Origin of the sequence: Rhodoblastus acidophilus (assembly GCF_900187365.1) — a bacterium.
In the GTDB taxonomy this organism is placed as follows: domain Bacteria; phylum Pseudomonadota; class Alphaproteobacteria; order Rhizobiales; family Beijerinckiaceae; genus Rhodoblastus; species Rhodoblastus acidophilus.
The window spans coordinates 89673-108076 of record NZ_FYDG01000004.1 but is presented as its reverse complement, the minus strand read 5'-3'; the positions used below and the strand labels follow the sequence as shown (position 1 = coordinate 108076).

The window sequence follows — 18404 nt, the reverse complement described above, 5'->3', positions numbered from 1 at the left end:
CGATCCAGGCAAACGTCAGCGAATTTGGCGTTGCGGAAGCGTAGGCGAGCTCCGCGCAGCGCGCCCCCGCCCGTCAGCGCTTCCGTAACGGTAATCCGTGAAGCGCGAAATTTCGCCATGATATGGTGTGATTCCGCGAAATTACCCATAGCCAGAATTGCCCGTTTGCTGTTAAATGATGAACGCGCGGGCTTTGGACTTGAAAAAAATCACACAACCATCTGCTGGCGGTTCCCTTCGGTCATCAAGCCGCAGGGCCATTAGGCGTATGGGCGAATGAAGGCCCCGCGCCATTTTGAAATGAGGCGGAGTTAAATAGGCGGACATGAGCAAAGGTAAAGATTTCCGGGGCCCCAGGAAGCGCGGTTTCGATGACGATGGGCCCTCATTCGACAGCCCGCGGCAATTTCGCCAGCCCCGCCAGACCTTCGACCGTCAGCCCATGGGCGGCGGTTTTGGCGATTTCGCGCCGCCGCCCCCGTCAGCTCCCGTGGGCAATTCGGTCGACGCCGTGGTCAAATGGTTCAAGACCGACAAGGGTTTCGGTTTCGTCGAACTCTCCAACGGCGCGGGCGACGCCTTCCTCCACATTGGCGCGCTGCAGCAGGCCGGCTTCGAGAACGTGCCTCCGGGCGCCAAGCTCAAGGTGCTTGTCGCCAATGGCGTCAAGGGCCAGCAGGTCACGCGCGTGATTGAGGTCGACACCGCGGGCGCCGCCGAGCGCGCTCCGCAGCGCTCCTTTGGCGATTCGCCGCGTCCGGCGCGCCGCCAGCCTGACCTGTCCAACGCCGTGGAAGTCCAGGGCGCGGTCAAATGGTTCGACGGCGCCAAGGGCTTCGGCTTCGTGCAGGCCAGCGACGGTGGTAAGGACGTCTTCGTCCATATTTCCATTCTTGGCTCCGCCGGAATCCAGGGCCTCGCCGAGGGCCAACCGGTCACCATGAAAGTGGTCGATACGCAGAAGGGCCGTGAGGCCGTGGCGATCTCGCTCGCTTGATGCGAGGGGTTACGGATCGCATGGCGATCCATTAAGAAAAGAGCAGGGCGGAAACGCCCTGCTCTTTTCGTTTGCACTGCAGTTTGGGGCTTGCATGGAACCGACCCGCGACATCTCCCGCCTGCTCGAAATCATGGCGCGGCTGCGTACGCCGGACATTGGCTGCGCCTGGGATTTGGCGCAGGATTTTCGCTCCATTGCGCCTTATGCGATCGAAGAAGCCTGCGAGGTGGTGGACGCCATCGAGCGCGACGATTTCGTCGATCTGCGCGACGAGCTGGGCGACCTGCTGCTGCAGGTGGCGTTTCACGCCTGCATGGCCGAGGAGCGCGGTCTGTTCGATTTTGGCGGCGTGGTGCAGGCGATCAATGAGAAGCTGATTCGCCGCCATCCCCATGTGTTCGGCGCGCCGGAACAGCGCACGCCTGAAGCCGTCGAAAGCATCTGGGCCGAAATCAAGGCGCAAGAGAAGGCGGAGAAGGCCGAACGGCGCCGCGCCGCCGGTTTGCCGGAACAGCCGCGGCGGGGTTTTCTGGCCGACGTTCCCACCGCCCTGCCTGCCCTCGCTCGCGCCGTCAAACTGCAAGACAAGGCCTCGAAGGTCGGTTTCGACTGGAACGACGCGCGCCTGGTTCTGGCGAAAATCCGGGAGGAATGCGACGAGGTCGAGGAAGCGCTGTCGCGTGACGATCGCAGACATGTCGCCGAGGAGATTGGCGACGTGTTGTTCGCCGTCGCCAATCTCGCCCGCCATGTGAAAGCCGATCCGGACGCCGCCCTGCGCGCCACCAATCAGAAGTTTGAGCGGCGCTTCGGATATATTGAAGAAAAGCTTGAACAAGCAGGAAAAAAGCTTGGCGAGGTCAGCCTCGCCGAGATGGACGCGCTGTGGGATGAAGCCAAGAACCGTGAAGACTCGGACATTTCGGACTGAATCATAGCTTGCTATCAAAGCTTTCGCCTGCTATAGCTTGCTATGTCTACCAGACATAGGAGCGGACCCATGTATCGTTTCTGCAAGTTCCTTCACCTTCTCGGTCTCACTTTGTTTCTCGGCAGCATTTTCGGCCATATCGTCGCCGGGGCGCTGGCCGGAACGCCGGGCGACGCCGCCTTTGTCGCCGCGCGCGCGCAGATTGTTCAGGCCACTCGCCTGTTGACCCTGCCCGGCCTCGGCTTGCTGCTGATTTCTGGCGTCGGCATGAGCGCGTCGGCCCGTGTGTCGCCGTTCAAGATTGGCTGGCTGGCGGCCCATGTCGGCGCTGCGGGGCTCATTCTGATCAACACGGCGGCCTTTGTGGTTCCCGCCGGCGTCCGCGCGCTCGCCCTGGCCAAGGCGGGCGAATTCGGCGACGCCCTCAGCGGTGCGCTTCTCACCGAAGATGGATTTGGAGCCGCCAATGTCAGCCTGGCGCTGGCCGCGATCGCGCTCGGCCTCTATAAGCCGGTCTTATTTCGACGCCAGGCGGCGCAATGAGGGGCGCATGACGACCGAGAGCGGGTTTCGCCGGGAAGAGAGCCTCGGTTATGCTGTCAATCTGCTCGGGCGATTGTTCGCCCGGGCGCTCGACCGGAGATTGAATCGCCATGGCGTCGCGCTTGGCCAGTTTCCCATCCTGCTGGTGCTTTGGGAGCAGGAGGGAATCACCCAGTCGGAAATCGCGCGGCGGCTGGACATCGAGCAACCAACCGTTGCAAATACGCTCAAGCGTATGGAGCGCGACGGGCTGGTGAGTTTTTCGCCCGACCCGGGCAACCGGCGCCAGGTGCTGATTGGCCTCACCGACAAGGGCCGCGCTCTCCAGTCGCCGCTGATAGCCGAGGCTCAAGCGGTTAATGAGCGCGCGTCGCAAGGCCTCAGCGCGGCGGACTCCGAGCGATTCTTCGCGCTGCTGCGCAACATGTCGGCCAACCTATCGGATCTTTCCGAATAGAGCGCGCCAGTGGCGGCTCGGCGTGGCGCCGGGTGGGATGTCCTCCAGCGTCTCCAGTTGGAGCCCGAAGCGCTCGAACGCCAGCAGGTCGCTGCGACATAGGGGCCACGGCGGCCCTTCGATCGTTTGATCGTCCTCGCGCGCTCGGGCGACGACCAGCAGCTTTCCGCCCGGCTTGAGGAAACCCGCGATGGCTTGTCGCGCCTGCGGCAGCAGCCCTGCCGGCAACGCTTGCAAGGTGTAAATCTCGTTGACGAAATCGAAGGCTTCCGCCCAGTCCGGCGGAGCCGCGAACAGGTCGGCGGTTTGAAAGTCGAGGGCTGGAAAGCGCTTGTTCGCCCAGGCCACGGCGTCGGCGACCAGATCAAAACTTGTTACACGCGCCCCCTGCCCGGCCAAGGCGGCGGCATTGTCGCCAAGCCCGCCGCCAATGTCGAGCGCGCGCATCCCGTCAAGCCGGCGCGTCGCCAGCCAATCCGCCAACAAGGGGTGCGGCGCCAGATTGCCCCATGGCACCTTGGCGGCGTCGCCCTCGGCCAGGGCGTAGACGGCGGCGAACCAGTCGCGGCGGAAGGGATCGCCGCCGCCGTTCTTGGCGGGATCGAGCGCGTCGAGCCTTGCGCGCGCCTCGGCGCGGCGACGGGCGAAATCCGCGTCGGCGATGGTTTCATGCAGGGGTTTTTCGCCCAAATCGTCCTCCTCGACTGCGCCGGAGACGCCAATGACGTTCCGGCCTTGCGCGCGAAACTATCTTCATTTCGCCGGCGCGGAGGCTTCGGCGCGCATGTCCGCCCCCGTCTCAATGGGGCGCGCCGGCAGGAACGCGTTCAGCGCCGCCAGCAGTTTTTCTCCTGGCGCCGCTCCGCTGGTGTAGCGAAAGGTAAACCCGCCGCCGCCGCGCCCCGCCGGAAATTTGTCGCGCAAGACGTGATCGGCGCGGCGCGCGATGGCCGGCGCCGGGTCGATCCAATGCACCGGCCAGGGCGCGAGGCGCACGAATTTTTCGCACAGCAACGGATAATGGGTGCAGGCGAGCACCACGCAGTCGGTTTTTCGCGCGCCGTCGGCGACAAAACAGGGAGCGATTTCCGCCGCGATTTCATTATCGTCGAGCTGTTCGCCGTGCATGAAGGCTTCGGCGAGAGGCGCGAGCTTTTTCGCGCCGACCAGCGTCACGTCGCAATGGCGAGCGAATTTTTCGACCAGTTTGCGCGTGTAGTCGCGCGACACGGTGCCGGGCGTGGCGAGGATCGAGATCAGCCGGGTCGATGAAAATTCCGCCGCCGGCTTGATGGCGGGCACGGTGCCGACGAAGGGAATGGGCCATTTCGCCCGCAAATGCGGCAGCACCAGAGTGGAGGCGGTGTTGCAGGCGATGACGATGCAATCCGGCTTGTCCGCGGCGATCAGCCGCTCCATCGCCCGCGTCACCAAGGCGACGACTTCGGCCTCCGGGCGTGGGCCATAGGGAAAGCCGAGGTCGTCGGCGGCATAGACGAAATCGGCGTCGGGGCGCTGCTTCATCAGGGCGCGCAGCACGGTCAACCCGCCGAGGCCGGAATCGAAAACCAGAATTTTCGCGCGAATCGAAGCGGCGATCATGCCCCGCTTTAGCGCTTTTTCGTCGGCGCCGCCAAAAATATCAGATTTTGGGCGCCTCCAAAAACTCCGGCGCGTCGCAGATCAGCCGGACCCAAGGCTGGCGAGAGCGCGTCCAGCACTGCAGCGCCACGCGCTCGAGCGCCTTGGTATCGTCGAGCGTGCCGGCGCGCAGGATGAACATGCCGGGACGCAGCATATTGTGGCTGCCCAGCTGCGAGCCGCAGCGCGGACAGAAATAGCGTTTGAGGATGTTGCCGCTGTCGGCGTGATCCTCATAGAGCGCCATTTCGCCGGTGAAGGCGATATCGGCTTCGGGCGTCAGCAGATTGACGGAAAAGGCCGAGCCCGAACTTTTCTGGCAATGTGTGCAATGGCAGACCGAGATTTTCGGCGGCGCCGCCCGCAATTGATAGCGCAAAGCGCCGCACAGGCATCCGCCGGAAATCTCCGCCATGACCTATCCTTTCACCATCGCCAGCGCGGCCTCGGCGAGGTCGCCGGGGCGCTTCACCAAACCATCGGCGCCGGCGTCTTCCAGCTCCGCGCGGGCGCCATAGCCCCAGAGCACGCCCAGGGCGCGCATGTTATTCGCGCGGGCGCCGGCGATGTCGTAACGACGGTCGCCGACCATGACCGCGCGCGCCGGATCGAGGCGCTGCTCGGCGACGATATGGGCGAGCAACTCCGGCTTCTGGTCCAGCGCGCCGCCGGGAATCGAGCCGTAAATGTCAACGAAGACATCGGCCAGCTTTAGATTGTCGAGGATGCGTCGCGCGAAATCCTGGCGCTTCGAGGTGGCGACGAACAGGCGCGCGTCCGTTCGAGCGATGGTTCGCAGAGCCTCGGGAATTCCCGGATAGGGCGTGGCGCCGTAAAGTCCGGTCTCGCCATAATAGCTTCGATAGGCAGCCACGCCCTCGACGACGCGATCGTCGCCGCGCGCTTGCAGCAGCGCCGTGATCATTTCTTCGAGCGGCGGGCCGATGAAACGCTGGATGTCCGGCGCTTCGCCGGAATGGCCCAGCGCGCGCAGCGTCGCTTCGCAACTGGCGATGATGCCCGGCTGGGAGTCGACCAGCGTGCCGTCGAGGTCAATGAGAACGGAAGGAGCTGAAGGCATGGGTGGACCATAGCCCTGGCGGCAGGCGTCGTAAACGTGTCGCACGCCCTTGACGCCCCCGCCCGCCTGCGGTACCAAGCGGCCTCTCTCCCGCAGGCCCTGGCCAACGGGAAAGTTTTTCGCACCCGTGACCGTTCCCGATCCGGTGAGTGGTCTGTCGGCTTCCCAGGAAGCAGAGGAGGGCGCGATCTCCGCCGGCGTTTACGCCGAACGCGAGGATCGCTTTCGTCGCCGCGCCCCGAGGGGCGTGCGGAAGGTCTTCGCGTATACGACACTGAGGACCTTATGACCAAGCGTTCAGAAGCCAAATATAAAATCGACCGCCGCATGGGCCAGAACATCTGGGGCCGCCCGAAGAGCCCGGTCAACAAGCGCGAATATGGCCCCGGCCAGCATGGCCAGCGCCGCAAGGGCAAGCTCTCCGACTTCGGCACCCAGCTCAAGGCCAAGCAGAAGCTCAAGGGCTATTACGGCAACATTTCGGAAAAGCAGTTCCGCAAGTATTACGCCGAAGCCATCCGCATGAAGGGCGACTCGGGCGACAACATGATCGGCCTGCTGGAGCGTCGTCTCGACGCCGTGGTCTATCGCGCCAAATTCGTGCCGACCGTGTTCGCCGCGCGCCAGTTCGTGAATCATGGCCACGTCAAGGTCAACGGCCGCCGCGTCAACATCGCCTCCTATCTGGTCAAGCCCGGCGATGTGATCGAGGTGAAGGAAGCGTCGCGCCAGCTCGTGACCGTTCTGGAATCCGTGGCGCTCGCCGAGCGTGACGTACCGGATTATTACGAGGTCGATCATTCCAAGATGACCGCCAAGATGACCCGCATTCCGCTGCCGAGCGAAGTGCCCTACGCGGTCTTGATGGAGCCGAACCTGGTTATCGAATTCTACTCGCGCTGATTCATCGCCCTCGCGCGATTCAGCAAGCAAAAGCCGCCCGTTTGGGCGGCTTTTCGCGTTTTGACTCAGGTCAACGACGCCGATGCGCTCTTGAGCAAGACTTGGCAATCGTCAGGCAGGCAAGCGTGTCGCGATTGGCGCTCGAAAGCGGTCACGGCGCGCATCGGCCATACGGTCGGCATGTCCTGGTGGTTTTGCTGCACGATTCATTGAGTGGCATACAAGGCATGGTTTTATCGCGCTGGACAGCCGGCGCAAGAACATGCCGCGCCCCAGGAGAAATGGCCAACGAGATTTTATCTCGTTGGCGCCAAATCTTCGGAGGGGCGTGGTTGCGGTGACGGTCAGATTTTAGCGAAGAGCCCGGCCAGACGCATTAATCCCTCTGGCCAGGGACCGTGACCGCTCTCGGCGTTGATATGGCCGGCGTCGCCCGCGTCGGCCAAGTCCAGCGCCCACACGTCAGCGAGCCGTTCGGCGAAAGCCCAATCGGCGAAAGGGTCGCTGCGGCTGGCAACGAGAACGCCGGGAACTTGAAGCGCCGCTTGCGGCGCTTTTTCTTTGAAAGCGGAGTCAATCGGAAAGCTGGCGAGGCCGGCCGCACTCAAATCGGGCGGCGCCACCAGGAAGGCCGCCTTGACTTTGCCGCCCCCCTGGCCTGCCCGGCCATGCTCCGCAAGGGCGCTCGCCGCCGCCAGCGCGCCGAGGCTATGGCCAATCAGCACCACCGGCCGGGTCGACGCGTCGATTTCGCGCAAGATGTTGCTGACCCAAGGCTCGCGCCGCGGCCGTTCCCAATCGGCCTGGGTGACGAGTCGCGCGGTGGAAAGCTTTTGGCCCCACCGGTTCTGCCAATGGTCGGGACCCGAGCCGCCAAGGCCGGGAACGATGAGAATGTCCAAGTCCGAAATTCGCATGAGGTCTATTTAGCGCAAGCGGGGCGGAAGGAAAGCGATCAGCCGTCGAATTTGTCTTTCCAGCTCGGCAGGGCGCCGGGAAAAGTCAGCGCCTGGGCCGCGTGGACGCCGCGCGCCACGGCGCGGGCCAAACAATCCGCCGCCGCCGCGCCGATCCGCGTCAGCTCGACCGGATCGACCGCACGCGCCGAAAAGCCTGTGGCGGCGGCGAAAACCGTGTCGCCATCCATGGCGGCGTGAACGGGGCGCAAGGCCCGCGCGAGGCCGTCCTGCGCCATGATGGCGACGCGCTTGGCCTGAGCCTTGGTCAATTCGGCGTCGGTGGCGACGATGGCGATATTGGTGTTGCGCGGCTCCGCGCCCTTCATGCGAATCTGAAGCAGAGTCTGATCGAACGCGGCCGGCCAGCCGCGACCGCCGAATTCGCCGTCGCGCTCGAATGGGGCCGCCCAGAAATGCGCCGTGTCGCCGATGGTCGCCTGCCCCACCGCATTGACCGCCACCAGCGCGCCGACGACAAAACCGTCGCCCGTCATGGCGGAGGCCGAGCCAAGCCCGCCCTTCAGGTCGGCCAGCGTGGCGCCATAGCCCGCCCCGTGCGAGCCTAGCGCGAAATCGCCCGAGGCCGCGCCGGCCGCTTCGGCGCCCAGCCGCCAATAGGCCGGCTCACGCCAAAAATCCTTGTCGCCGCCGTTGGCGAGGTCGAACAGAATGGCGCCGGGAACGATGGGCGCGAGCTGACCGGCGACTTCAACGCCCCTGCCCCGCTCGCGTAGAACGGAAATCACGCCGCCCATCGAATCGAGCCCGTAGACAGATCCGCCCGACAGGACGAGGGCGTCCACGCGCGCGACGGTCATGTCGGCTTCGAGCAGGGCGGCGTCGCGCAGCCCTGGCGCCCCGCCCGACACCGCCACGGAGGCGATCGCCGGCGCGTCGAACAGCAACGCCGTGACGCCGGTGGCGATTGTCGCGTCTTCGGCGTTGCCGATCAGAAGACCGGGCACATCGGTGATGAGATTGCGCATGAGCACGCCTCGACGTGAAACATTCCCTATTCTGCGCGCATGGCTTATCAAGGCCAACAGGAAAGGTGTGCGATGACCGATCATGTAACCATTACGGCCTCGCTTCTGGCGGGACTGCTGTCGTTTCTCTCGCCCTGCGTGCTGCCGCTGGCGCCGCCCTATCTCGTCTATATCGCCGGGACGAGCCTGGAGGAACTGGCCGAGGGCGGCGCGCGCCGCGCCGTTCGCGACACCACTTTCGCGGCGCTGCTGTTCGTCGCAGGCTTTTCGACGGTCTTTGTCGCCTTGGGCGCCACGGCTTCGGTTATCGGCCAAACGGTGCGGCAGAACCTGCCGCTGCTCTCGGCGGCGGCCGGCGTGGCCATCATCGGCATGGGCCTGCATTTTCTCGGCGTGTTCAAGCTCGGCGTGCTCTATCGCGAAAAGCGCGTCGCCGTGGAAAAGCCGGTGGGACTTTGGGGCGCCTATGTGATGGGCCTGGCTTTCGCATTCGGGTGGACGCCGTGCATCGGGCCGATTCTGGCGGCCATTCTGGCGGTGGCCTCATCGGAGGCCACGGTCGGCAAGGGCGCCTTCCTGCTGGCGGTCTATTCGCTCGGCCTCGGCATTCCCTTCATTGTGGCGGCGCTGGCGATGGAGCCGTTCATCCGCTTTCTGCGCCGGTTCAAGGCGCATTTCGGCAAGGTCGAGCGCGCGGTCGGCGGCCTGCTGGTGCTGACAGGCCTCGCCTTTCTCACCGGCGGCGTCCAAAATATGTCGTTTTGGCTGATCCAAACCTTTCCGGGGCTGGCCACGCTGGGGTGAGCCTGCGCTTTGCCTGACAAGGCGCGTGGCGGCGCGAAATCGCGCTGGACATCGTTGCGCGCCTATGTTCTTTAATTGTTCTCTTTTTGCGTATCCTGGAACTTCGCCTTGGCCAAAGCCCGCTCGAATTTCATCTGCCAATCCTGCGGCGCCGTGTCGCCGCGCTGGCAAGGCAAATGCGAGGCCTGTGGCGAATGGAATTCCTTCGTCGAGGAGGCGCCCACCTCCGGGATCGGCGCGGCCGCCGCGCGCGGGGCGAAGAAGGGGCGGATCTTCGCGCTTGAGGGCCTGTCGGGCGAATCGAAGCCGGCGCCCCGCGTCCTGTCGGGCCTGGCGGAGCTGGATCGCGTCACCGGCGGCGGATTCGTGCCGGGGTCGGTTCTGCTGATCGGCGGCGAACCTGGCATCGGCAAGTCCACCCTGCTGATCCAGGCCTGCGCGATGCTGGCGCGAAAGGGCGAGCGCGTCGTGTATATTTCCGGCGAGGAGGCGGCGGCGCAGGTGCGGCTGCGCGCCGAGCGGCTCGGTCTTGCCGACGCGCCGGTGGAGCTGGCGGCGGAAACGTCGGTGGAAGACATTATCGCCACCTTGTCGGCTGGCCGGCGCCCTGCCCTGGTGGTGATCGATTCGATCCAGACCATGTGGACCGATACGGCCGACGCGACCGCCGGCACCGTCACCCAGGTGCGCGGCGCAGCGCAGGCGCTGATCCGCTTCGCCAAGCTTTCCGGCGCCTGCGTGATTCTTGTCGGCCATGTCACCAAGGACGGTCAGATCGCCGGACCGCGCGTGGTCGAGCATATGGTGGACGCGGTCGCCAGCTTCGAGGGCGACGGGTCGCACCATTTCCGTATCCTGCGCAATGTGAAAAACCGCTTCGGCCCGACCGACGAGATCGGCGTGTTCGAAATGACCGGTGGTGGCCTGACTGAGGTCGCCAATCCGTCCGCGCTGTTTTTGGCGGGCCGCGATGGTTCGGCGGCAGGCGCGGCGGTGTTCGCGGGAATGGAAGGCACGCGCCCCGTTCTGGTCGAAATCCAAGCGCTGGTGGCCCCCAGCGCCCTGGGCACGCCGCGCAGGGCGGTGGTCGGGTGGGACCCGAGCCGGCTGTCCATGCTCGTCGCGGTGCTGGAAGCGCATGGCCGGGTGAAACTCGGACAGCATGACATTTATCTCAATGTCGCCGGCGGCATGAAGATCGCCGAGCCGGCGGCGGATCTGGCGGCGGCGGCGGCCCTGGTGTCCTCGCTGGTCGGCGCCGTGTTGCCGCAAGACATGGTGTTTTTCGGCGAGGTGGGCCTGTCCGGGGCGGTGCGGCCGGTGCCCCATGCCGGCCTGCGGCTGAAGGAAGCGTCAAAGCTCGGCTTTTCCCGCGCCGTCGCGCCGCAGGGCGCCGACGGGCGCGCATCGGCCAAGGGCGAGACGCCGAAAGGAATGGGAATGAACGCGATCCGCCATATTGGCGAAGCCATCGCCGAGATCGCGGCGCTCGGGCGCAAGGCGCCCAACGCGCCGGCCGATCGTTAACGCGACGTCTCTCCGAAAAAACAATCGCGCGACCGCCGCGCCCTCCCGCCATTCTGTCATTGACGTAAGGTTATGTAAAACAGCCTCTTGGCGCGCGGAGCCGGGCGTGCGCGGACGGCGTGCGCCTTACGTTGATAAAAATTGCATTACGCCGCGTAAGCATTCGGAAAATTATCTTTTGTATCCAATCAGATGTTGGAACAAGGATGGTCCGAATGTCCGCTCTCTCGCCTTTTCAGCCGCTGCTGAACCGTTTTCTTGACGACCGCAAGGCGAATGTCGCGATTACATTCGCCTTCGCCATTTTGCCGCTGATGATATTGTCGGGCGCTGCTGTGGACTACGGGCGCGCGCTGAAAGTCAAAAGCATGCTGCAGACCGCGCTGGACAGCGCCGCCTTGCAGGCGGTCTCAACGTCATCCGCGACCGCCTCCACCAATTTCCTGGCCAACGCCACCACGAACGGCGTGACGATCGCCGGCGCCGCCGCCACTTTCGTCACCAATTCGGATGGCGGCGTCACCGCGACGGTCGGCGCTTCCATTCCGACCGGCCTGCTGTCGCTCATCGGGGTCAATTCGATCAATTTGAACCTGACCTCGACGGCGATTCTGACGCATCCCGCGACGCCGCAAAGCATCACCTTCCAGTTCCGCTACGCCAAGGGCTGGTACTACAAGGTCATCCGGCTGTGGGTGAAGCCGTCCGCCACCGCTTCGGCGGTCGCTGTGGGAACCTGGACCTACCGGGTGACCAACACCAGCATGGTGGCCATTCCCAAGTCCACTGTTCCCTATTTCCCGACCAGCGGCGTCAGCGACACCGGCGTCGGCGTGGTGACCACATCCTGGAACACGACCGCGGCCGCCTCGATCGGCGCCAAGGTCAATACGGCCAGCAACAACATCGTGTTCAACACCCCCTATTATGATCTGTACCTGACGATGGATGTCGCCAACCAGCAATGTCCGCTCAACCAATATTATTACGCGACCGCCAATAAAATTCCCTCCGACGCAAATCAGAGTTTTTACAACTCGGTCTATTCGTCATCGGGCACGATCTACGAAAACGTCGGCTGCTCCACCAACGCCGTGCAGGGCTCCAGCACGCTCAGCAGCTATTCCAAGACGATTTCGACCAATAGCGCGACCTATTCGCAATATCTCTTCATCAATGGCGTCGAGCAACCGTCGAACACCAAGATCGGCCTGCTCAGCGCCTTTCCCTGCTACGCCGCCAACGCCGGCCAAAGCGTGGCGACGGAATATGAATGGGAAGATTCCAACACGACCGCGAGCGGCACGCGCGACTATTTCTTCAGCCTCACGGCGACCTGCTCGACCGATAAATGGAGCAACGCCCCGTCGATTCCGAAGCTCGTGCGGTGACGCGCACGCCCTGCGCGCGAATTCGCCCCCTACCCGAGTCGACGCCGCGCGGCGCTTTGGCTATAAGCGCCCGGCGCGTGTTGCGCGGATTCGCTTGCTGACCGAGGCGCCGATGCCATCCTATCTCGACCTGATCGTTCTGGCCGTTATTGTGATTTCGGCGCTTCTGGCCATGCTGCGCGGGTTCACCCGCGAGGTCATGGCGATTCTTTCATGGGGCGCCGCCGCCGCCGCCGCCATCTATCTCTATCCCGCGCTGGTGCCGAAACTGGCCGATCCCGGCTCGCCCGTCTTTATCGCCAAGGAGACGCTGCGGCCCTATATCGCCGGCGCCTCGATCTTCTTCATCGTGCTGATTCTGGTGTCGATCATCACGATCCGCATGTCCGACGCCATTCTCGACTCCAAGATTGGCGCGCTCGACCGATCGCTGGGCTTCCTGTTCGGCCTGGGGCGCGGCGTGCTGCTCTGCGCCATCGCCTTCATCTTTCTCAACTGGCTCGCGCCGGACGCGGTCACCGGCGCCGACAAGGCGGCCGGCGTGAAAAAAGACTGGCTCGCCAATTCCAAGAGCCTGCCGCTGCTGAAAACCGCCAGCGACCAGTTGCTCGCCCTGCTGCCGGACGATCCCGACGGCCTGATCAGCAAGTTCAAGAAACCCAAGCCGGCCGCCACCGAGGAGACGCCCGCGCCCGATTCCGACGCCGAGCCCAAGGACGCGCCCGCCACGCCGTCGCCGGCCGCGCCCGGAGCCAAGCCGCAAGCCAAGCCCGAGCCGAAAGCGGATGGCGGTCTGGACCGCAACCGGCTGGACTCGCTGACGCGCGGCGGCCGGTGAGCGTCAATTTGTCTGCGGGCTTCGGGGGATGAATTTTTTGTGACCCCTTCCTATTTTGCTTATTGCGGTCTATTGAACCTCCAAATTCAACCCCGGGCTCGTGAGGGGCGCTCTGCGCCTTTGAACCCATTTCGCGCGCCGCAAGCCGGCGCGCGTCGAGAGCGCCGCCATGCCAAATTGTTCCGAGCTTGACGACGATGACATGAACGCGGACCGTCTGCGCGAGGAATGCGGCGTGTTCGGTATCTTCGGTCATCCCGAGGCCGCCGCGGTCACCGCGCTCGGCCTTCACGCCCTGCAGCATCGCGGTCAGGAAGCCGCCGGCATCGTCACCTACGACGGCGCCCGCTTCAATTCCGAGCGCCGCATGGGCATGGTGGGCGACGCCTTCTCCAAGGCCTCCACCATCCAGCGCCTGCCCGGCGACCGCGCCATCGGCCACGTCCGATATTCCACCACCGGCGAAACCATCCTGCGCAATGTCCAGCCGCTGTTCGCGGAACTGGATTCCGGCGGTTTCGCCGTGGCGCACAACGGCAATCTCACCAATGCGCTGACCATCCGGCGCGACCTGATCCGCTCCGGCGCGATCTATCAGTCGACCTCGGACACCGAGGTGATCCTGCATCTGGTCGCCCGCAGCCGCAAACACCAGATCGTCGAGCGCTTCATCGAGGCGCTGCGCCAGATCGAGGGCGCCTACGCCTTCGTCGCCCTGTCCAACAAGAAGCTGATTGGCGCGCGCGATCCTCTGGGCATTCGTCCGCTGGTGCTGGGCCAGCTCGACGGCCATTACATTCTCGCCTCGGAAACCTGCGCGCTCGACATTATCGGCGCGACATTCGTGCGCGATGTCGCCAATGGCGAGATCGTGGTGATTTCCGAAGACGGCGTGGAGAGCATCAGGCCGTTCCCGCACCAGTCGGAACGCCCCTGCATCTTCGAATACATCTATTTCGCGCGGCCGGATTCCATGGTGCACGGCCGCTCAGTTTACAACATCCGCAAGCGGATGGGCGCGCAACTCGCCCATGAGAACCCGATTGAAGCCGACGTGGTGGTGCCTGTGCCGGATTCCGGCGTGCCGGCGGCCATCGGCTATTCCCAGGCGTCGGGCATTCCGTTCGAGCTTGGCATCATCCGCAACCATTATGTCGGGCGCACCTTCATTCAGCCGACCCAGTCCATCCGCGAACTGGGCGTGCGCATGAAGCACTCGGCCAATCGCGCGGTGGTCGAGGGCAAGCGCATCGTCCTGCTCGACGATTCCATCGTTCGCGGAACGACATCGGTGAAAATCGTCCAGATGATGCGCGACGCCGGCGCCCGCGAGGTGCATTTCCGCATTTCCTCGCCGCCGATCACCCATCCCGATTATTACGGCATCGACACGCCGGTGCGGGAAAAACTGCTCGCCGCCACCCATTCGCTCGCGGAAATGCGCGAGCTGATCGGCGCGGACACGCTGGCGTTCCTGTCGGTGGACGGCATCTACAAGGCCATGGGCGTCGGCGCGCGCAATCCGCTGCGGCCGCAATTCACTGACCATTGTTTTACGGGCGATTACCCCACCGCGCTCACCGACCTCAAGGGCGCGGATATCAAGGCGCAGCTTTCGCTTCTGGCCGAAACCGGCTGATTTTCCGAAAGCCCGATCAATGGAGTTCATCATGTCAGACGCTTTGCCTCTCGCCGGGCGGGTCGCGCTCGTCACTGGCGCGTCCCGGGGCATCGGTCGCGCGGTCGCGCTGGAACTGGCCGGGCGCGGCGCCCATGTGGTGGCGCTGGCCCGCACCCAGGGCGCGCTGGAGGAACTCGACGACGCCATCCGCGCGGCCGGCGGCGAAGCGACGCTCGTCCCCGCCGACATCAAGGATTTCGAGGCGCTCGACCGGCTCGGCGCGGCCTTGCACGAGCGTTGGGGCCGGCTCGATATTTTCGTGGCCAACGCCGGCATCCTCGGCCCGCTCACGCCCATTTCCCATTGCGATCCCGACAAGTGGGAGCAGGTGTTCGCCATCAACGTCACCGCCAACCAACGCTTGCTGCGCTCGCTCGACATGCTGCTCAAGGCCTCGGACGCCGGTCGCGTGGTGGCCTTGTCATCCGGCGTGGCGCAAAAGGTTCGCGCCTATTGGGGCCCCTATGCGGCGTCCAAGGCGGCGCTGGAGGCCATGGTGCGCGCCTATGCGGCCGAAACGGAAAATATTTCCGCCGTGAGGGCCATGCTGGTCAATCCCGGTCCCCTGCGCACCAAAATGCGCGCCAACGCCATGCCGGGCGAGGATCCGAACACGTTGAAGACGCCGGAAGACCTGGCGCCCAAACTCGTCGCGCTCTGCGCCCCCGACTGGACGGAGACCGGAAAGCTTTACGATTTCCCGACCGACCGGGTTTTGAGCTACCAGCCCCCGGCCTGACGCGGCCGCGCGCCGTCCGCGTGAAGAAACCGCGGAAATCGCGCGGCTGAGCGAAGGCCTGCTTAACCGTGAGCTTCATTCCCATACGCGCGACGTCGGAGAAGAGCGTCACATCAAGCTCGCGTTAAGCGACGGCGGGCATCTTGCGCCTCCCGGCATCACGCCGGCCCGGCTTCCGCACGCCGGGGCGGCCCCTGAGCGACAGAGGCCGAAGGCCGACATCAAGGCGGCGTTGGCGGACAGGGACGGCGCGGGCCGACCGAGCCTCGATGATGAGCGACATGCCTCCGAACGCGCAGAGCCGGCGCGGCCTGGCGATTTTCGCCGTGGTCCTGATCGGGCTGGTGGCCGCCGTCTTCGCCTATCGGGTGGGCGATCAGGCCGAAACCAGCCGGGTCCAGGTCACGTTCGAGCGTGTCGCCGGCGAGCGCATCACGGCGTTCGAAACCGGCCTGCTGACCACGGTCGGATCGGTTCAGTCGATCGCCTCGTTCTTCACCGCCGTCCATGACCCCACGCGGGAAAAGTTCCAGAAATTCACCGCGCCCCTGCTCGCGTCCGGCGCGGGGGTGTACGCCTTCGAATGGGTGCAGGTGGTCGAGAACGCCGACCGCGCGCGGTTCGAGGCGGCCCTCGCCGCGCAGGTTCCCGGCTTTCGCATCAGCGAACCCGACGCGCAGGGCATGATGGCGGCGCGCGAGCGCGCCCGGCATTATCCGGTGACCATGATCGAGCCGCGCACCGGCCATGAAACGGTTTTGGGCTTCGATCTGGCCTCCGATCCGGCCCGCCTCACAGCCATCGAGGCAGCCATCTCCACCCGCGCGCCGCAAACGACCGGCCGGATCACCCTGCTTCAGGACTCCCGCGACGAAATCGGCTTCCTGGTGATTTTTCCCGCTTTCGACGACTCGGATCGGTTGCGCGGTTTGGCGCTCGGCGTGTTTCGCATCGGCGACGTCGTCAAACGCTACGCCGGGGTCGGCGAAGGACGCGCCGATCTCACCCTCTCGATCCGCGACCTCGCCGCCGAACCCGGCGAGGCGCTGCTCTATCCCGCCAAATCCGCCGCGCGCGCGGGCGGCGTGGCGACCTCGCGCCTGCTGCGGATCGGAGGCCGTCCCTGGCTGGTCGAGGCGGTCGCCACGCCCGAATTCGTGCGCCGGGAGACCGGGCGGTTGCCGGAAGTTCTGCTGGTCGCCTGGCTGTTTCTCGCCGGTAATATCGTCTGGCTGGTCGACCGGCGCTATGCGGTGGAGGCCGAGGTGGCGGCGCGCACGGCGGAAATGCGTCAGGCGCGCGACGAGGCCCGCGAAGCCTCCCGCGCCAAGAGCGATTTTTGCGCCGCCATGAGCCACGAGATCCGCACGCCGCTGATCGGCGTGGTGGCGCTGGCCGATCACTTGCTCGAACAGGATTTGCCGCCGCCGCAACGCGAATCCGTGGCGATCATCGCCCGCTGCGGCGAGCATTTGCAGCGGGTGATCAACGACGTTCTCGATTTTTCCAAGCTTGAGGCCAACAAGTTCTCGATGGAGAGCCGCGTGTTCGATCCCGAGGCGACGGCGCGCAACGCCGTGGCGCTGATGGCCCAGCAGGCGGCCGACAAGGGGCTGGACCTCGACCTGCGGATCAATGGCGACCTGCCGCCGCGGGTCGAAGGCGACGCGGCGCGGCTCCGCCAAATCCTGCTCAATCTCCTCTCCAACGCCATCAAGTTCACGGAAAGCGGCGGCGTGAAGGTCGAAGTCGCCGCCACGCCGCCGCATGAGGACGGTCGCCGCGAGATTTCGTTCACCGTGCGCGACACCGGGCCGGGCATGAGCGAGGAGGTTCGCAACAAGCTCTTCACCGAATTCTGGCAGGCCGACACGTCCATCGCCCGCCGTTTCGGCGGCACGGGCCTCGGGCTGGCCATTTCGCGCCGCCTCGCCCGCCAGATGGGCGGCGACATCGCCGTGGACAGCGCCCTTGGCCAGGGCAGCGCCTTCACCTTGCGCGCGCCCTTCGCGCCAGCTTCGGCGGAGGCCGCGATCGAACCGACCGAGACGGCGGAGCGTCCGACCGCCCTGCCCGGCGCGCCCGCCGACCTACCGGAGCCGGTGCGGATGGTGTTCGCGCCGCCCGCCCCCGACAGCGAGAGTCCGCACAACTTAAGCGGCCGCTCGATCCTGCTCGCCGAGGACAATCCCACCAACCGCGCCATCGCCCAGACCATATTGGCTCGCACCGGCGCCCGTGTGGTCGAGGCCTGCGACGGCGCCGAGGCGCTGGCTGCGGCCTCGCGCGAAGCGTTCGACCTGATTTTGATGGACGTGCATATGCCCAACATGACCGGGCTGGAGGCGACGCGCGCCATCCGCGCCCTGCCCCCGCCGTTCGGCGCCACGCCGATCGTGGCGCTGACCGCCGGCGCCTTCCAGGAGGACCGCGACCGCTGCCGCGCGGCGGGAATGAACGATTTTCTCGCCAAGCCTTATCGCGGCGGCCCGCTGCGCGAGATGGCGGCTCGGGCGATCGGCATGGTGCAAACCGCCGCGCCGCCGCCGGGCGAGGCGTCCGGAGCCGAGCCGGAGGCGCCCGCTTTCGCCTTCGAGTCGTTCGCGCTGCTGGGCGCCGAGGTCGGCGGCGCGGACGCCCGCGTCCTGTTGAGCGATTTCATGACCGACGCCTCGGCGCGGCTTGAAATCCTGGAAGCCGAACTTCGCAAGGGCGAATTGCGCGAACCGGGCCGGCAGGCGCATGCGCTGAAAAGCTCCGCCGCGAGCCTGGGGCTGGCCCGTCTCGCCGCCATTGCGCGGGAACTGGAAGCGGCCGCCGGGCGCGAGGACGCGCCGTATGTGGAAACGCTCGGCCTAGCCGCGCGCGCCGCCCTGGACGAAGCCCGTTCGCACGTCGCCAAGATCCTCGCAGCCTGAGAGCG

18 protein-coding genes are annotated in these 18404 nt (G+C 65.4%); 12 read left to right on the top strand and 6 right to left on the bottom strand.

Annotated elements, in window-relative coordinates; all coding sequences use genetic code 11:
- Window positions 1-325 precede the first annotated feature (325 nt).
- The 4 genes from CFB24_RS23935 (at window position 326) to CFB24_RS10460 (ending at window position 2931) form a co-directional block, all read left to right on the top strand.
- Complete coding sequence (locus CFB24_RS23935; RefSeq protein ID WP_088520565.1) at window positions 326-997, top strand: cold-shock protein; 672 nt, start codon at window positions 326-328, stop codon at window positions 995-997.
- 94 nt (window positions 998-1091) lie between these two features.
- The gene (gene mazG / locus CFB24_RS10470) at window positions 1092-1931 is read left to right on the top strand and encodes a nucleoside triphosphate pyrophosphohydrolase (protein WP_088520564.1); all 840 of its coding nucleotides are present in this window, start codon (window positions 1092-1094) and stop codon (window positions 1929-1931) included.
- Window positions 1932-2000: 69 nt separating this feature from the next.
- Window positions 2001-2474: a DUF2269 family protein gene (locus CFB24_RS10465; protein ID WP_088520563.1), complete on the top strand. Its 474-nt coding sequence runs from the start codon at window positions 2001-2003 to the stop codon at window positions 2472-2474.
- Window positions 2475-2481: 7 nt separating this feature from the next.
- The gene (locus CFB24_RS10460; protein WP_088520562.1) at window positions 2482-2931 is read left to right on the top strand and encodes a MarR family winged helix-turn-helix transcriptional regulator; all 450 of its coding nucleotides are present in this window, start codon (window positions 2482-2484) and stop codon (window positions 2929-2931) included.
- Here the strand turns inward: CFB24_RS10460 and CFB24_RS10455 are convergent.
- From CFB24_RS10455 to CFB24_RS10440, 4 genes are all read right to left on the bottom strand, one after another.
- Window positions 2911-3621 carry a class I SAM-dependent methyltransferase gene (locus CFB24_RS10455; protein ID WP_244593138.1) on the bottom strand — a complete coding sequence of 237 codons (711 nt, stop codon included), beginning with the start codon at window positions 3619-3621 and terminating at the stop codon, window positions 2911-2913. The genes CFB24_RS10460 and CFB24_RS10455 overlap by 21 nt on opposite strands.
- Before the next feature lie 63 nt (window positions 3622-3684).
- Complete coding sequence (gene murI, locus CFB24_RS10450) at window positions 3685-4533, bottom strand: glutamate racemase (protein ID WP_088520561.1); 849 nt, start codon at window positions 4531-4533, stop codon at window positions 3685-3687.
- Between the two features lie 40 nt (window positions 4534-4573).
- On the bottom strand, window positions 4574-4987 hold the full coding sequence (locus CFB24_RS10445; protein WP_088520560.1) for a GFA family protein: 414 nt from the start codon (window positions 4985-4987) through the stop codon (window positions 4574-4576).
- A gap of 3 nt (window positions 4988-4990) precedes the next feature.
- The gene (locus CFB24_RS10440) at window positions 4991-5653 is read right to left on the bottom strand and encodes an HAD hydrolase-like protein (RefSeq protein WP_088520559.1); all 663 of its coding nucleotides are present in this window, start codon (window positions 5651-5653) and stop codon (window positions 4991-4993) included.
- A 285-nt stretch (window positions 5654-5938) separates the two neighbouring features.
- Here CFB24_RS10440 and rpsD point away from each other — a divergent pair, with 285 nt between their 5' ends.
- Window positions 5939-6556, top strand: a complete 618-nt coding sequence (gene rpsD, locus CFB24_RS10435; RefSeq protein ID WP_088520558.1) for a 30S ribosomal protein S4 — start codon at window positions 5939-5941, stop codon at window positions 6554-6556.
- 344 nt (window positions 6557-6900) lie between these two features.
- Here rpsD and CFB24_RS10430 read toward each other — a convergent pair whose 3' ends face one another.
- Window positions 6901-7473 (bottom strand): RBBP9/YdeN family alpha/beta hydrolase, encoded by a 573-nt coding sequence (locus CFB24_RS10430; protein WP_088520557.1) that lies wholly within the window; start codon window positions 7471-7473, stop codon window positions 6901-6903.
- A 38-nt stretch (window positions 7474-7511) separates the two neighbouring features.
- Window positions 7512-8501, bottom strand: coding sequence for a P1 family peptidase (locus CFB24_RS10425; protein WP_088520556.1), 990 nt, complete (start codon window positions 8499-8501; stop codon window positions 7512-7514).
- A 72-nt stretch (window positions 8502-8573) separates the two neighbouring features.
- Between CFB24_RS10425 and CFB24_RS10420 the strand changes: the two genes are divergently transcribed.
- From CFB24_RS10420 to CFB24_RS10390, 7 genes are all read left to right on the top strand, one after another.
- A complete protein-coding gene (locus tag CFB24_RS10420) occupies window positions 8574-9305 on the top strand; it encodes a cytochrome c biogenesis CcdA family protein (protein ID WP_088520555.1) in 732 nt (243 codons plus the stop codon).
- Window positions 9306-9413: 108 nt separating this feature from the next.
- Window positions 9414-10832 (top strand): DNA repair protein RadA, encoded by a 1419-nt coding sequence (radA, locus tag CFB24_RS10415; RefSeq protein WP_088520554.1) that lies wholly within the window; start codon window positions 9414-9416, stop codon window positions 10830-10832.
- Window positions 10833-11047: 215 nt separating this feature from the next.
- Entirely contained in the window at window positions 11048-12223 is a 1176-nt protein-coding gene (locus CFB24_RS10410; protein WP_158255168.1) for a TadE/TadG family type IV pilus assembly protein, read from the top strand.
- Between the two features lie 112 nt (window positions 12224-12335).
- Window positions 12336-13061, top strand: coding sequence for a CvpA family protein (locus tag CFB24_RS10405; protein ID WP_088520773.1), 726 nt, complete (start codon window positions 12336-12338; stop codon window positions 13059-13061).
- A 169-nt stretch (window positions 13062-13230) separates the two neighbouring features.
- On the top strand, window positions 13231-14700 hold the full coding sequence (gene purF, locus CFB24_RS10400; RefSeq protein ID WP_088520552.1) for an amidophosphoribosyltransferase: 1470 nt from the start codon (window positions 13231-13233) through the stop codon (window positions 14698-14700).
- 31 nt (window positions 14701-14731) lie between these two features.
- Window positions 14732-15481, top strand: coding sequence for an SDR family NAD(P)-dependent oxidoreductase (locus CFB24_RS10395; protein WP_088520772.1), 750 nt, complete (start codon window positions 14732-14734; stop codon window positions 15479-15481).
- 272 nt (window positions 15482-15753) lie between these two features.
- Window positions 15754-18399 (top strand): CHASE domain-containing protein, encoded by a 2646-nt coding sequence (locus tag CFB24_RS10390; protein WP_158255169.1) that lies wholly within the window; start codon window positions 15754-15756, stop codon window positions 18397-18399.
- Window positions 18400-18404 lie beyond the last annotated feature (5 nt).